The sequence below is a fragment of the Mammaliicoccus sp. RAM2 genome, assembly GCF_045897195.1.
Taxonomy (GTDB): Bacteria; Bacillota; Bacilli; order Staphylococcales; family Staphylococcaceae; genus Mammaliicoccus; species Mammaliicoccus sciuri.
Map to the genome: position 1 here is coordinate 324,257 of NZ_JBJNWI010000002.1, position 15,961 is coordinate 340,217.

Below are 15,961 nucleotides of genomic sequence, written 5' to 3' on the forward strand. Positions count from 1 at the left end.
TTCTTATTCGAATATCGAATTAGAATTTTTTCTTAATTGCTGATACCATTGCTTCTATAAATTTAGGATCAATATTTGGCATTGGTGGTCTGTGATATTTCACGCCTAATTCATCACAAACAACTTTACATTCATAGTCGTTGTCATATAATACTTCTAAATGTTCACATACAAATCCTACTGGTGTATATATAAAGTGTTTATAGCCATGTTCATTGTATAAGTCTCTCGTTAAATCTTGAACATCTGGTCCTAACCAAGGTTCTCCAGTTTGACCTTCTGATTGCCAACCTACTGATACATGTTTAATGTTAGATTCTTCACTTAAAATTTTAGCAGTTTCTTCTAATTGATCAGGATATGGGTCGTTTGCTTTTTTAATTTTTTCAGGCAAACTGTGCGCTGAAACGATTAATACTGTTTCATCATGACTTTCTTCTGGAATTGTTTGTAATGTTTCATCAATCATGTTTGTCCAGTAAGAAATGAATGCCGGTTCATTATAAAATTGCTCAACGTGATGCATTGAAATACCGTATTTATCAGCTTCTTCTTGAGCACGTTTATTATAACTTCCAACTGAGAAATTAGAATAATGAGGTGCTAATACAATCGTAACCGCTTCTTCAATACCATCATTATGCATTTGTTCTACTGCATCTTCAATAAATGGATGAATATGTTTTAAACCAATGTATAATTTAAATTCAACATCTTCATATGCTTCATTTAATGCGCCAAGTAAACTTTCTGCTTGTTTCTCTGTTGTACCTGCTAATGGTGAAATACCACCAATCGCTTTATAACGTCCTTTTAAGTCTTCAATTTGCTCATCAGATGGCTTACGACCATGTCTAATGTGTGTGTAATAAGGCACAATGTCACTTTCTTTATAAGGTGTACCATATGCCATAACTAAAAGTCCCACTTTTTTATTCATCTTCTATACTCCCTTTAATATAATTAAGCTGTTTAATAACCTATCTTTGTTGTAATTTATATTTTGCTGAATAATCATGCACAAACTGAGCAACTCTTCTCAATGTATCAGGTTGTACTTCTGGAAAGACACCATGTCCAAGATTAAAGATATAATTATGGTCTACTAAACCTTGATCCAATATTTGAACGAGTCTTTGTTCAATAACTTCCCATGGTGCTAGTAAAATAGCTGGATCTAAGTTGCCTTGTAACGTCTTAGTAATACCTTTTTCCCTAGCTTCTTTGATTTGTAAGCGCCAATCTAGCCCGATTACATCAACCGGTAATTGATTCCATTCTTCTATTAAATGGCTTGCTCCAACACCAAATGTTGTAACAGGTACGTTCTTTTCTTTAATTGCTGCAAAAATTTTATTCATAGATGGTCTAATGAAATAATGATAATCTTCAGCATTTAACGCACCTACCCATGAATCGAATACTTGAATCATCTTACATCCAGCATCAATTTGAGCATGTGTATAGCGAATTGCCATATCAGCTAATGTATCCATTAATTTAAACCAAGCTTCTGGCTGTTTATACATAAACGCTTTAGTCTTATTATAATTTTTAGATGGTCCACCTTCAATCATATAGCTCGCTAATGTGAATGGTGCGCCTGTAAATCCTATTAATGGTACGTTAAGTTGTTCTTCTGTTAAAAGTTTAATCGTATCTAAGACATATTTCACGTCTTCTTCAGGATTAATTTGACCTAATCGATTAATATCAGAAATGTCTTTAATAGGGTTATGTATAACAGGTCCTATTCCAGATTTTATTTCTACATCTACACCAATTCCAGTTAAAGGTGTCATAATATCTTTATATAAAATTGCAGCATCAGTATTATATTGGTCTACTGGTAATTTTGTAACATATGCACAAAGTTCTGGTTGATGTGTAATTTCAAATAGTGAATACTTTTCTTTAATTTTTCTGTATTCAGGCTGTGATCTACCTGCTTGCCTCATAAACCAAACTGGAGTATGAGATGTTTTTTCTCCCTTTGCTGCTTTTAAAATTGTATCGTTAAACGGTACACTCATTTATTTCACCTCATTATAATCATTACAATCTATTTTAACATATTCTATTATAAAGACATCTCTGTGCACAAAAATTCATAAATTATACAAAAGATTTCATGAATTGGTTGATTTTAGCGCTTACATGTTTATAATCTAATTAAAGAGATATAGGAGGTATATCATTATGAAATGTTATATAACAACAGGTACGTATCATTTTCTGCACAGTATAATGAAGAAACATCCAGATGAAGATATTCATCATTATACGAGACAAGATACGACAGTACTTATTCATGAAACAAATGGTGATACAGTATTTGCACAACCTAGAGAATATCGAATATTAGAATCAAAAGGTGTTTTTATCAATCATGAATTTATAGCAGCAAGCTACATTCCTGTATCTGATGAAATGCAACATCGATTCGAAAATCATTATGTAGATATCGACAGTCAATTCGATAATTTCGAAGGGTTCGAATCGTTTAGATTACTCAAACCTCGAAAAGGCGATACTTATATGATATTAGTTGGTTTCGATTCAAACGAATTATATGAAGATTTCACTAAATCATCTTTCTACGCTGAATATTTCTCTAGAGAGGCTACTCGTAAATTCTCTGGTGCTGAACAATATTCAACAGCAAATTATACAAAGTACTGGTATAGACCTGAAGAAGATGAAGAAACTGAAAACGAACAAGCATAATTATAAAATAAACAAGAAGAAATGACTCTCACTGAGTCACTTCTTCTTGTTTATTGTTATTAATCTCTAAGTAGCTCTTGATGTTTCTTAATTTTCTTAATAGAAGAATCTATTGTTAACCAACCAACAATGAAGAATAATATAACGAAATAAATCGCTGTACCAAATTTCAAGATATATATGATTGATAAAATAATACCTAAGACAATCATGATATTAATTAAAAACTGATGATAGCCTTTAACAACTTGTCCTTCACTTACCGGCCATACTTGAGGCCACAATCCATATGCTTGTTGTTTATAAAATTGAGATAATTGTAATATTAACAAGTACATGATTAAAGCACCTAATATTGCTGATATAACTGACTGATCAATCCACCAAATGAGTAAAAGTCCGATAATCAATAATCTTAAGACGATAAAGAATGCATCTTTCCCTCTTGCAAAACTTCTTACAAATAAAAATTTATACATATAATCTTGATTAAATTTCTTTGAACTTGGAACTTTTAAGAAGACATCTAAATATCTTCTGCGAACTGTTCTTTCATTTAATACTTTTACATCTGTAAACATATTAACGAATTTATAATAATTCATCTTATGATTATGTTCGATAGCAATTAGTGTTTCCCACTGATAAAAAGTACCTCTATTGATATTTTCTAATAAAATAATTAAAGCAATCAATACGACAATAGATAATAGACCTGATAATGCCCCTACTTTTAAAGTTGTGTAATAACCACTCGCATACACGATAAAGAGTAATACATTAATTCCCCAAATTTCTAATCCATATTTTAACCAGAACCATTTCATAATCAGTCCTAGAATTGGAAAGACGAAACTCAATATCATAACCGTGATATATAAGTAAAATTTACCACCCATTAATTGATAGAATAATGGTAGACCTATCACTAAAATCACGACTGGTAAAAATAGTCGATTAAAATAACTATATGTCAGTGCTTTTCTAATATAAACCATTAAGTGTTTCTCAAATGGTAATAAATATAACTTATCCGCTTCTCTAAAGAAAGTCCTCATTGGAAATATCGAACAAATAGATAATATAACCGAAAAGATTAGTCGATAGTTAATATTTTGTGGAATGTCTTTTAACCAATTACTATAGCCTAACGCGAATGCGCCAATCATAATAGTTATAAATATTAAGAAATGACCATTAAAAATGAATTTATTGTAATTCATTTTCTCTAATACTTCTTCTCTTTGTCTAACCTTATATAAAGTATTTACATCATTCATACGCTTCACCTTGTGTTAAATGTATATAAATATCATCTAGCGTTGCATTGTTAAGTCCTGTTTTTTCTCTCAGTTCTTCTAAATCGCCCATCGCTACTAAACGACCTTGATGTAATATAATAAATCTGTCGCAATATCTTTCAGCAGTTGCAAGTATATGTGTAGACATTAATACTGAAGATCCTTGATTACGTCTTTCTACTATTAAATCTAACATTGTTTGTATACCTAATGGATCTAACCCTAAGAATGGTTCATCTATAATATATTGGGTCGGTTCAACTAAGAATGCGCAAACAATCATAACTTTTTGTTTCATACCTTTTGAAAAATGTATCGGAAAGACTTTTAATTCATTTTCAAGTCTTAGTCTTTTCAATAGTGGCATTGCCTTTTCAAGTGCAGTGTCTTTATCTATACCATATGCCATAGCAGTCATGTATATATGTTCTTCTAAAGTTAATTCATCATATAAAACTGGACTTTCTGGTATATATGTAAGATTTCTTCTATAAGATTCTATATCTGCTTTAATATCTATATTATTAATGGACATCTCACCTTGTTGTGGTGTTAATAAGCCAAGTATATGTTTAATTGTTGTACTCTTCCCTGCACCATTTAAACCAATAAGTCCTACTACTTCATTTGGTTTACATTCAAATGAGATATCATGGATAACAGCTTTTTTACCGTATCCACCTGTTAAATTATTCACTTTAATTGTCACGTGAACACACCTCCAAAATATATTGTAGCATGTTCTCAATGTTACATTCATTAAATATTATCTTTATCAGTGAGATGATATTACGAGCATGATATAATAAAACTAATATTTACATAGGAGATGATAGTATGTCAGAAACAATATTCAGCAAAATTATCGACGGTGAAATTCCATCATTCAAAGTTTACGAAAATGATTATGTATATGCATTCTTAGATATTTCTCAAGTAAGTAAAGGTCATACATTACTTATACCAAAGAAAGCTTCACCTAATATTTATGAAACAGATCCAGAAACAATGAAACACATAGCTGAAGCTTTACCAATCGTCGCGAATGCCATCAAGAAAGCTTTCAACCCTGATGGTTTAAATATTATTCAAAATAATGGTGAGTATGCTTCACAATCTGTATTCCATATCCACTTCCACTTAATCCCTAGATATAAAGAAGATATCGATGGTTTCGGTTATATTTGGAATACGAATGAAGATCAATTAGATGATGAAAAAAAAGCAGAAATCGCACAAACAATTCAACAGCATTTTTAATACACTGCATGTTTACAAAAATTGAGGGTATATATTTAAATAAGAGATATCAAGGAGGATAATTATGAAATTTTCAAGACTCGCAATTGGTGTTGGTGTAGGATTTGTAACAGGTTTTACAACAGCTATTTTAAATACAGACCGTTCTGGTGATGCTTTAAAGACAGATTTAAAATCAACTGCTGACGGTTCTAAAATTCAATTAAGTGAAATTAAAGACAATGCTATTGAAATAAAAGATTATGTATTAAAGACAAAAGACGAAAGCCAAATTGCCATTCAATCATTAAGTGAAGAAATTAAAACGATGATTAATGAATTTAAAGCTGATATTAACCCCAATATTGAACAAATCCAGAAAAATATTGAAAATATTAGTAATCGTGGCAATGAAATTCAAAAAGAAATTCAAAATACTAAGCTTCCATTTCTAAAAAATTAGAAAACATGTTAAAATTATTATATTATTAAAGTGTTATAACTAAGCATGATACATTAGTATCATGCTTTTATTATACAAAAAAGGGGGATGTAACTATGTCGAATGAATTGGACATGATTGAGAAAATGTTATTTACTCATAAGGTTTCACAGTTATCTAAAGCTTTATGGAAGACAATCGAGAAAGATTGGCAGCAGTGGATTAAGCCTTTCGACTTAAATATTAATGAACATCATATTTTAATTATTATTAGAAGTTTAAATGAAGCTACAATTTCTGAAGTGAGTAAATATGGTGTTATGCATGTATCTACTGTTTTCAATTTCGCTAAAAATTTAGAAAAACGTGGCTATTTAACAATGCCTAAAAGTCAGCACGATAAGCGAACAACTTATTTAGAGTTAACGGATAAAGGTCTTGCAGTGCTAAGAAAGACATATTTAAACTATTCAAATGATACAAACAGATTATATGAAATTGCTGCAGATTATGAAAAGGTCATGTACAATATGCCAGAATTTACAGATGTGAAATATATCGTTGGTCAAATATACGGTAGCGACTTTATTCATCACATTGAACAAAACCATGAACAATTAAGAAAATATCTACTTGACGAACAGTCTGAGGATGATGCATAATATCAAGATAAATCATATCTTAGAAGGTGACATTTCTTATGTTTTTGTGTTCTAAATCAATAAATATACAGTCTCGTTACGGATTACAGAGAATTGTATTAATTAGTGCTTTAGTTTCATTCTTAACATTTATCGTCACTTACGAAATATTCAATTATATACAAACAGAACCTTTAAAGGACGATAAGTTTATACTATTCTTATTCGTCCTTTGCTTAATTTATCCAATTCATAAATTGTTGCATTTGATTGTATTAATGTATTATCGTAAGTCATTTAAAATGAACAAAACAACTAAAGCTAAACGCGCTTTACCTTTATATAATATTAGAGTAGATCAACCAGTTAATAAGATTGTATTTTGTTTTGCACTTATTTGCCCGCTCGTAACGATAACTACCCTATCTATTGCACTCGTAAATATAATTCCACAATACGGACATTACATTTTATTTATAATGTCTATTAATATTGGCATATCAATTATTGACTTACTTTATTTGAAGATTATTTTATTCACAAAAAAAGGTACTTATATTGAAGAAAGAAAAAATGGTATCGAATTGTTAACAAAACGTTCACTGGATGCCGAACATTTATAGGTTATTTTTTGTAATTAAAATAGCAAATATGCTATATTTATCATTGTATTCTTACAAAAGGAGTTCTATTTATGAAATCAATTAAAAAAATAGTGTTACCTGTAACACTTTCAGCATCAGTATTAACTTTAGGCGCTTGTGGTAATGGTTCAGATAATTCTGGAGAAACCTTAGTAGAAACTAAAGCCGGAAACGTAACTTCACAAGACGTACTAGACAAAATGGGTAATAACGAAGTCGCACAAAATGCATTTCAAATTGTACTTAACAAAGTCTTAAAAGATAAATACGAAGACAAAGTTGATACGAAGAAATTAGACGAACAAGTTGATAAACAAATCGAGCAATATGGTGGTAAGAAGAAATTTGAAGAAGCACTACAACAAGAAAAACCAGGTGCTACTATTAAAGACTTTAAAGAATCTCAAAAGACTTCTAAATATCAAGAAGAATTTATCAACGATGCCGTAAAAGTTTCTGACAGAGAAATCGATGAAAACACTAAAAAAGGTTCTCATATCTTAATTAAAGTTAAATCAGAAGATTCAGAAGAAGGCTTAAGTGATAAAGCAGCTAAGAAAAAAGCTGAAAAATTACTAGCTCAAATTAAGAAAAATCCAGATGATTTCGAAAAAATCGCTAAAAAAGAATCACAAGATGAAGGTACAAAATCTAAAGGCGGTGCTTTAGGATTTGTATTGAAAGGTCAAATGGATGAATCATTTGAAAAAGCATTATTCAAACTTAAAAAAGATGACGAAATTTCAGATGTTGTTAAATCTCAATATGGTTACCATATTATAAAAGCAGATAAAGGCGAACCATCTAAGAAAGAAAAAGCTAGCCTTAAAGAACAATATCGTCAACTAAAAATCCAAAAAGAACCTAAGATCATCATTAATGCTTACAAAAAATTATTAGATGAATACAAAGTTGATTACAAAGATAAAGATATTAAAAAAGCAATCGAAGATAATATCTTAAACGAAAAAGCATTACAACAACAACAAATGCAAGCAGCACAACAATCATCAGCAAGCTAAAATTAAAAAGCTATGAAGAAACATTAAATGTTTCTTCATAGCTTTTTTGATTAATCTAAAGTTTCAGGTTTATAAAATTGTCTATTTTCTAAAGCAAAGATACGCTCTGTAAATTGACCTTTATCTACTTTTTTAAGATGTTTTTCAAACATCATCATTCTTGCATCAATATTATCAATAAAATGAAGAATTTCTGCTTCTTTAATCATAGGTAATTTTGGAGATCCATACTCTAATTTACCATGATGACTTAAAACTAAATGTCTCAATAAGAGGACTTCTTCACCTTCTATATTGTGCTCTTTTGCAACTTGAGCAATTTCATCACTTACGATTGAAATATGACCTAACAAGTTCCCTTCAACTGTGTATGATGTTGCGACTGGTCCTGATAACTCTTTTACTTTACCTAAGTCATGTAGAATAATACCACTATATAATAAGCTTCTATTTAAAATTGGATAAATATCACACAATGCTTTCGCTTGTCTTAACATTGTAACAACATGATAGCTTAAGCCAGAAACAAAATTATGATGATGTGAGCTAGCTGCTGGGAATGTAAAATACTCTTTTTGATACTTTTTCAGTAATATACGTGTAATTCTTTGTAATTTAGCATTTTCAATATCTAGTATATACGTCATAATTTCTTCTGACATATCTTCTATTGATAATGGCGCCGCTTCTAGAAAGTTTTCCAACTTCACATTATCTTCATCTACAGCCACTCTAAATTGATTAACTTTCATTTGTTTTCTTCCGCGATAATCAATAACGTCACCTTTCACACGAATAATCGTTTCAGGTACGAGTAATTGAATATCCTCATTTGTTACCGTCCATACTTTTGCTTCTATATCACCACTTTTATCTTTAAGATAAAGTGTCATATATGGTTTACCTTGAGCTGTAACACCTTGAGTTGCTCTATGAATCAAAAAGTAATGATCTACTGAGTCTCCTGGTTTTAATGTCTCTATAGTTCTCATTTGCTCTTAGCTCCTTCTATTTTTGTCAGCGTAATTGTTTGCTTCTGAGGTACATTTTGATCTTTATTACAAGTGAAATAAAGTATTTGAATATCATCTTTCATACTCATTAAATATTTAATCATAATTTCTTTACGATGTTTATCAAAATGCACAAATGCATCATCAACGATAATTGGGAATGGATAATATTTTTGTAAAGATTTAATTAAACTAAATCTTAACGCGATATATAATAATTCTTTCGTTGACTGACTTAATTCAGTAGGATGGAATACTTGTCCATTTTCATGTCTAACTTGTACATTTTGTTCTTCATAAATAACTTGATTATATCTGCCTTCTGTTAATGCTTTTAAGATATCTGTAGCATCCTTCACTACATATGGTAGTCGTTTATCTTTAATTTGTTTAATATGTGCTTCAACTAAGTTTTGTAAATAACTTAATGCTGCCCAATCATTTGCAGTTTCATTCACTTTATCTTTAAGTAAATGGTATTCATGTCTTAAAGCTGAAAGTGTTTCATCTGTTTCCATATGATTGATTTGAGCATTTAAATCACTTAATTCTGATTGAACATTTAAATAGCGATCATTATATTCATCAACTTGACCTTCTAACTGAGTACGTTCATTTTCTAAGTCTGTTTTTGTCATATAACTTAGTTGTGTATTTTTATCGTAATCGTAATTTTGATTGTTCAATAAATCTGTTAAATAATTAAATCGTTTTAAATCTTCGTGATAAGACACAAAGGCTTTATGATGACGATAATAAGCTTCTTCATTATCTACACTAATGAAGTCAAATAAAGATTGAATCACATTGTTATTTTCTTCTAAACGTGCATTCAATGCATTTATTTCATTTGTTAATAATGCTTGTTGGTCGTTATTGCGTGATTGAATATTAAATTCTTTTTGATGTTCGTCTAAAGCTTGTTTGACATCATGAAATAGTGAAATCTCTTGATAATGTAATCCTGCATGACTCACAATGCTATCAGCTTCTCTATAAAATGCTTCTAAAGCCGCTTGTTTCTCGTCTCTTATTTTAGTAATGCGTGTGATTTCTAATCTATTTTGTTTAATTTTTCTAATTGTCGACAATGCATCATTTAATAATTGAGAAGAAATTTGATTAGAAACATGTAAACTCACTTTAGTTTCTTTAAGTGCTCTTTCTTTGTTCTCAATAATTTCTTCTACTTGTTCAAGTTCTTTATTTAATTCAGTTTGCTTAGTAGATAAAATCTCTTGAGACTGATAATAACTTTCTAATTCTTGTCTAATTTTCGTTTGTTCATCAAGATTAAAGTCTAAATCATAAAATTGCTTTAAGTGTTGTACTTTTTCTTCTAGTTCATCAATTTCCTTAGAAAATGCTTGATCATGGTTTAATTCTTTAGATTTAATCATAAAGGCTAATCCTACTAATACGACACCTACAACAGCGAATATAGCACTAAATACGATTTGTGATGCGATAAACGCATAAATTGCAATTGCGATTAATAATATGCCACCAATTCCAGAAGCAAGTCTATATTGTTTACTTCTCTTTTCACTTTCTTCTTTTTGCTTATTAAAGCTTTCTTCCATTTTTTTGTATAGCGATTTCTTTTCACCGAGCTCTAGCGCTTTTTGATTATATACTTTCTTTTGTTCATAATTCTCATCAGATACGAGATCATTATGCAATTTATCAACATTATTAGTATAACGCTCTTGTTCTATAGATAATTGGTTGAGTGAACGTTTAATTTGCTCTCGTTCTGCAACGTTTTCTTCTCTAATGCGATTGACTTCAGCTATATGTGTCTTCATCGCATCAGACGTATCTACATCTAAAAATTCTTCATTCCAGCCGATATCTTGTCTAAGTAATTCATTATCACGTTCAGCATTATCGATTTGCTGGTTTAATTGTTTTAATTCTTGATGTTTTTCTTTAATATCTGATTCTCTTTGTCTAATACTATTGAGCGCTTTTTCATCTCGTTCGGACATGACTTTTACATTTTCTAAAGTATGTACGACTTGTCCAAGCTTTTCATTTCTTAACGTTAAATCACGTTTAATACTTTCATTTGAACGTACAGCTGATTCGTAGCGCTCTATCCCTTGTTCAGGGAATTCATATGGTTCTATATTTAAATTGCTTTCTAACTTCTTCCATTCAACCACTTCGTTATGTAGTGAAATTTCCTTTTCTTTACTCGTTAACCTGTCAGTAAGTTTGCCGAGATTCTCTTTTAATTGATTTAATCTTCGAGATGTTTTATCACGTTCATCTTGAAGTCTTTCATATTCTGAAAGTTTCTTTTCTTCATTTTTGATCTTAATTTCTAAATCATTCAACTGCTCTAATTGAACATTTAGCACTGGATTTTTACCATTTTTCTTATATAATGCATCTTTCTCAACTTGCATTAAATCGCTCATACCAGTGAACTCAGTTGAACCTAGTGCACCTGCTTGAAGTAAATACATTTGAAGCTGGTCTTCAGTTAAGTTCTTATGAATATCTTGTAAACCTAATACATTAAAAGAGAAAATACCTTGATAAGTTCGCTTATTAATGAAATTTAACTTTTGTTTCAGCCATTCTTCATCTTTAACTTTACCATTAGAAAGATATACTTTAACGTCACCTGTTACACGACCTTTAACTCGTTCTACTTCAACAATTTGACCATCGAAGTCTAACACTAACTTACCGCCGTATTGGTTCCCTAGTCTTGGTTCTAATCTTGGTTCATTTTCTTTTTTAGTTGGAAAGCCAAATAATATAGAATGAATAAACGCTTGTATCGTTGATTTGCCCGCTTCATTCTCTCCATATATTTGCATAAAACTTTGATCAAATTTTATTGTTCTAGACATGAGTTGGCCATAGCCATAAATTTCTAAAGATTTAATTTTCATCGCTTTAACCTCTCATTCTTCTTTTTAAAATTGCTTCCCCACGCTCAATAAGTGCTTGTTTATCAACATCACTAAATGGCTCTAAAAATCTATTTGCTTTTGGATTCATATACAAATCACTGAGGGCTTCTTCAAGAATGTTCTCATCTTGTAAAATATCATCATTGAACTCATTCGCTAATGCTACTTCTGAATCTTGATCAAAAAAGACATTCAACTGTTCAACAAAGATAAAGTTTGTTTGATTCTCTTCATACTCTTGAATCAATTGTATAACTTGGTTAATTTCATCTTGCTTTAAAATCTCATCATGTTTGACATAAACGTCTAATTGATAAAAAGCCTTACCTTCTGTTCTCACACTATCTTTGAATTTTTGTATCGCTTCGTATAATGCGTGTTTACCTTTAGCTTGTGTTTCAATGACTGCTTTTTCAAACCTAATATATTGAGTTGGTTTGAATGATGCTTGTAATTTAGACTCATCGCCTTCAACAAATAAATAACCCTTTTCACCTTTTTCTTTAAAATGACGGGCTTGTATATTACCAGGATAGTGAACTTGAGATAACTCACTAATCATAGCTCTTTCATGAATATGACCCAAAGCCCAGTAATGATATAATTTGCTATTTAAATCTTCAATATTGAATTCAGTATATCTTTGCTTCACACCTGAAGCTTGTGAATATGTACCATGTAATACACCAATATGTATCCCTTTGTTACCTGTAGATTCAGGATATTCATCAATTTTATTCTCATAACTTTGATCTTTTTGATAACTAAAACCATGTAAATAAACAACTTGTCCATTTTTCGTAATAAGTTGATAAGTAGAAACTTTATCAGAGAAGACTGTTACATTCTCTGGCCAAACTGTATGGACACCCACAGATAAAGGATCGTGGTTACCATGTATGATATAAACAAAAATTTGTTCATCTTGTAATCTAAGAAATTGCTCTCTTAAAAACACTTCTGCACGCAAAGTTCTATTATTTTGATCAAATAAATCCCCTGCAATTACGATGAAGTCAACTTGCTCTTTAATTGCGTCGTCAACAATTTTTCTAAAACTATTATATGCACTTTGCTTTACATCGCTTAAAATAGAAGGGCTTAAATAATGTCTAGACTTAAATGGACTATCAAGGTGTAAATCCGCACAATGTATAAATTTAATCATATACCTAACCTCTTTCAATATTAGCTCATTTCTTAATTATTATATTCAAGCTCAACCAATAGAATAATCAGATTTATAAAGATTTTTAATGCTTTAATTTTACCATATTCCGCGCGTATACGATACATCGCACATATAAGAATGAACAACAAAAAAGTGACATATGAATTATTACTATGGAAGATTGTAATGGATATGTTATGAACACTTCTGGCTAAACTTGTTCGTAACGAGGGTGTTGTGAACACTTTCGGCTAAACTTGTTCATAACGAGGGGCTTGTGAACACTTTCTGCCAAACTTGTTCATAACGAGGATCTTGTGAACACTTTCGCCCAAACTTGTTCGTAACGAGGGCGTTAATTACAAAACTCAGCCGAAGTGTTACTAACGCACTCACTATTTGCAATTTTCATCAAAACTGCTAATAACGACACCACTATTTGCACCTTCAGCCAAAACTGCTAATAACAGCCTACTCTCATCAACATTCCCCACTCTATATAATCTGTCATAAAAATTCCCACAAAAAAGCCGACAAAGTCTAATGACTTTGTCGACTCATAAAAGTTAATTAATTAACCTTCTTGGTTTTCTTCAAGGCTACCATAGATATCTTCTAATGGTTTCATGATAACACGGTTTAAATCTTGAATTAATTGACTCATTGCTTGTTCAGCTTGCATTAATTCAGCGATTGTTTCGTTTTGTTCAATTTCTTGAGCAGATTTTTGAGCTCTAGCGATATCTACTTCTGAAATTTCTTCGCCTTGCATTTGTTTAGTTTGTAATTCTAATTGAATTTCACGGAATTCATCGAATAATTTTTTTGTTTCTGGGTTTGCATTAACTTTTTCATATTGTTCTTTAATTTTGTTATATTCTTCACTTGCACGTAAAGTTTGTTCTAGTTCATTCGCTTTGTCGTAAATGTTTACTTCTGCCATAATTAATTCGCTCCTATAATAAATAAATGTATTAGAAAATCAATTCCAATAATACTGTATCATAATTCTAGGTCTTATACAAAAATAGCGATTATTCCTTGTAATAATCCAATAATTCCACCTAATACAAAGCCTAATAATGTAATTAATTTTAATTCTTTATTAGAGATTTCTATGACTAATTTTTCTAAATAAGATAATTCAAATCGATCAATTTGATCTTTAATCAATTCTGCTAATTTCATTCTTTCCAAAATTAAGCTAATATTATCACCGACTTTACCAATCATATAGTCTATAAATCTTTCTGTTCCTCTTCCTTCCATATATACAAATAAATTTGGAACGAGTTCATCTAAAGGAGTATTTAAATATTTATTAACATTAATAGATTCTGTAATCTCAGTTGCGAATAATGTTTTGGCTTTTTCTTTACTTTCATCTGTTAATACTTCTTGTAAAGGTTTAGCCATCCATTTGTCGTATTGATTATGCACTTGTAGATTAATCATATTTTTGATTTTTTCTTGTTTAATGACATTTCTTAGTTCTTTTTTAACTCTATATACGATATCTTCAGTTGTCATAAACATTTGAATCATGCCGACCATTCTACCTTTTTGTTCAAAAAATTCTTCAACCATCGAATGAATATCTTGTTCTCCTTTTTCAGAAACTAAATATTCATCAATCTTTGTTAAAATTTCTGGTGTTACACGATTAAGTTGAATATTTAATTGCTCAAGTATTTCTTCTGGAATAAGTGATTTAATGTCTTCATTTTTATGAGATGTATAATATTGATCAATCTTTTCTTTAATAGTAGATTTAATCGTTTCATTTAATTTCTCTTCAAGTGGATAATCAATTCGATCCACAAAGTTTTGAACGGTATATTTTTTCTCTTTCAAAGTATTAAATTGGACTTTAATCGTATCTTCAAGCACTTTCTTCGTACTTGGGTTCACAAGTTTTTCTTTAAATACTTCAGGTGTTAAGAGATGTTTAGTAACCATCTCACCTACTTTTTCTGATAATTCATTTCTTCTTTTTGGTATTAATCCTGGTGTGAACGGTAATTTATATCCAAACCATCTAATTTCATGGTATGGATGAAATAACATTTTAATTGCAATAAAGTTTGTAAATCCACCTATTAACGCACCAATTACCATCATGCTAAATACGGTTATAATTGTTGACATGGAAATTCTCCTTCTAAAAAAGCTACTTCTTTAGAATAATCCAAGAAGTAGCTTTTAACAAATATTATACAAATTTTAAACAAACAATGATTGCGTTTTACGTAGGAAATAAGTTTCTGCTTCACGTTTTTTCGCAGTACCGAAGATTGGTTGACGTTCTTCGTTTAAGACTCTGTAAAGATCTGATTTTTTATTAGATTGTAAAATATAGCCAGATTTAGCATCAAGTGTTACCCAGTAAATATCGCTAGTATTGTCATGGTTTGGATATGCACAATGATGACGAGATATGATTTGAATAACTTCTAATGGGTCACAACCAAAAGTAGTATTTAAAACATCTGAATCTCTGAATAATGCACAAATTGATACACATGTCGTCCAGTTAGGTAATACTCTCTCTTTTTCAATTTGCACTAAAGTTTTCTTAGATAATCCTACTGTGTTCGCCATAGTATCTTGAGTGTATCCAGCCTCAATACGAACCATTTTGAATTTTGTTTGGATTATTGTTGTAAATGTTTGTTTATCCATCTATATCTACCTTTCTTTTTAATATTTATATTAATTGATTTAATATGTTGCAAAAATACACGATTTTTTCAAGCACAAGTAACATCATAATACATTTTTAACCAAATTAAAAGAGGTAAATTGAATTTAATATCAATTTACCCCTTTAA

Annotated in this window: 16 protein-coding genes; 6 read left to right on the top strand and 10 right to left on the bottom strand. The window is 30.2% G+C overall.

Annotated elements, in window-relative coordinates:
• Positions 1–19 precede the first annotated feature (19 nt).
• Both hemH and hemE read right to left on the bottom strand, forming a co-directional pair.
• The gene (gene hemH, locus ACJTHF_RS04820) at positions 20–940 is read right to left on the bottom strand and encodes a ferrochelatase (RefSeq protein ID WP_025904824.1); all 921 of its coding nucleotides are present in this window, start codon (positions 938–940) and stop codon (positions 20–22) included.
• Between the two features lie 40 nt (positions 941–980).
• The gene (gene hemE, locus ACJTHF_RS04825) at positions 981–2,033 is read right to left on the bottom strand and encodes a uroporphyrinogen decarboxylase (protein WP_058591054.1); all 1,053 of its coding nucleotides are present in this window, start codon (positions 2,031–2,033) and stop codon (positions 981–983) included.
• 166 nt (positions 2,034–2,199) lie between these two features.
• On the opposite strand from hemE, the gene ACJTHF_RS04830 reads away from it, so the two are divergent.
• Complete coding sequence (locus ACJTHF_RS04830; protein WP_058591055.1) at positions 2,200–2,727, top strand: antibiotic biosynthesis monooxygenase family protein; 528 nt, start codon at positions 2,200–2,202, stop codon at positions 2,725–2,727.
• A gap of 59 nt (positions 2,728–2,786) precedes the next feature.
• Here the strand turns inward: ACJTHF_RS04830 and ecsB are convergent, their stop codons facing one another.
• Both ecsB and ACJTHF_RS04840 read right to left on the bottom strand, forming a co-directional pair.
• A complete protein-coding gene (ecsB, locus tag ACJTHF_RS04835; RefSeq protein ID WP_058591056.1) occupies positions 2,787–4,007 on the bottom strand; it encodes an ABC transporter permease EcsB in 1,221 nt (406 codons plus the stop codon).
• Positions 4,000–4,737 (bottom strand): ABC transporter ATP-binding protein, encoded by a 738-nt coding sequence (locus tag ACJTHF_RS04840; protein ID WP_058591057.1) that lies wholly within the window; start codon positions 4,735–4,737, stop codon positions 4,000–4,002. The genes ecsB and ACJTHF_RS04840 overlap by 8 nt, the downstream gene beginning before the upstream one ends.
• Positions 4,738–4,865: 128 nt before the next feature.
• On the opposite strand from ACJTHF_RS04840, the gene ACJTHF_RS04845 reads away from it, so the two are divergent.
• The 5 genes from ACJTHF_RS04845 (at position 4,866) to ACJTHF_RS04865 (ending at position 8,016) form a co-directional block, all read left to right on the top strand.
• The gene (locus ACJTHF_RS04845) at positions 4,866–5,288 is read left to right on the top strand and encodes an HIT family protein (protein ID WP_025904819.1); all 423 of its coding nucleotides are present in this window, start codon (positions 4,866–4,868) and stop codon (positions 5,286–5,288) included.
• A gap of 64 nt (positions 5,289–5,352) precedes the next feature.
• Positions 5,353–5,730 carry a YtxH domain-containing protein gene (locus ACJTHF_RS04850; protein ID WP_025904818.1) on the top strand — a complete coding sequence of 126 codons (378 nt, stop codon included), beginning with the start codon at positions 5,353–5,355 and terminating at the stop codon, positions 5,728–5,730.
• Positions 5,731–5,825: 95 nt separating this feature from the next.
• On the top strand, positions 5,826–6,371 hold the full coding sequence (locus ACJTHF_RS04855) for an HTH-type transcriptional regulator Hpr (RefSeq protein ID WP_025904817.1): 546 nt from the start codon (positions 5,826–5,828) through the stop codon (positions 6,369–6,371).
• 38 nt (positions 6,372–6,409) lie between these two features.
• Complete coding sequence (locus tag ACJTHF_RS04860; protein ID WP_025904816.1) at positions 6,410–6,973, top strand: DUF3267 domain-containing protein; 564 nt, start codon at positions 6,410–6,412, stop codon at positions 6,971–6,973.
• Positions 6,974–7,044: 71 nt separating this feature from the next.
• The gene (locus ACJTHF_RS04865) at positions 7,045–8,016 is read left to right on the top strand and encodes a peptidylprolyl isomerase (RefSeq protein WP_078355949.1); all 972 of its coding nucleotides are present in this window, start codon (positions 7,045–7,047) and stop codon (positions 8,014–8,016) included.
• A 50-nt stretch (positions 8,017–8,066) separates the two neighbouring features.
• Here the strand turns inward: ACJTHF_RS04865 and yhaM are convergent, their stop codons facing one another.
• The 6 genes from yhaM to ACJTHF_RS04895 all read right to left on the bottom strand — a co-directional run bounded on the left by yhaM (position 8,067) and on the right by ACJTHF_RS04895 (position 15,812).
• Positions 8,067–9,008: a 3'-5' exoribonuclease YhaM gene (gene yhaM / locus ACJTHF_RS04870; protein ID WP_078355950.1), complete on the bottom strand. Its 942-nt coding sequence runs from the start codon at positions 9,006–9,008 to the stop codon at positions 8,067–8,069.
• Positions 9,005–11,938 carry an ATP-binding protein gene (locus ACJTHF_RS04875; protein ID WP_058591060.1) on the bottom strand — a complete coding sequence of 978 codons (2,934 nt, stop codon included), beginning with the start codon at positions 11,936–11,938 and terminating at the stop codon, positions 9,005–9,007. Before ACJTHF_RS04875 ends, yhaM begins: the two co-directional genes overlap by 4 nt.
• Positions 11,939–11,942: 4 nt before the next feature.
• Entirely contained in the window at positions 11,943–13,127 is a 1,185-nt protein-coding gene (locus tag ACJTHF_RS04880) for a metallophosphoesterase family protein (protein WP_058591061.1), read from the bottom strand.
• 577 nt (positions 13,128–13,704) lie between these two features.
• Positions 13,705–14,073: a YlbF family regulator gene (locus ACJTHF_RS04885; RefSeq protein ID WP_048539848.1), complete on the bottom strand. Its 369-nt coding sequence runs from the start codon at positions 14,071–14,073 to the stop codon at positions 13,705–13,707.
• 74 nt (positions 14,074–14,147) lie between these two features.
• Positions 14,148–15,278, bottom strand: a complete 1,131-nt coding sequence (locus tag ACJTHF_RS04890) for a DUF445 domain-containing protein (protein WP_078355951.1) — start codon at positions 15,276–15,278, stop codon at positions 14,148–14,150.
• Between the two features lie 75 nt (positions 15,279–15,353).
• On the bottom strand, positions 15,354–15,812 hold the full coding sequence (locus ACJTHF_RS04895) for a helix-turn-helix transcriptional regulator (RefSeq protein WP_025904809.1): 459 nt from the start codon (positions 15,810–15,812) through the stop codon (positions 15,354–15,356).
• Positions 15,813–15,961: the final 149 nt, after the last annotated feature.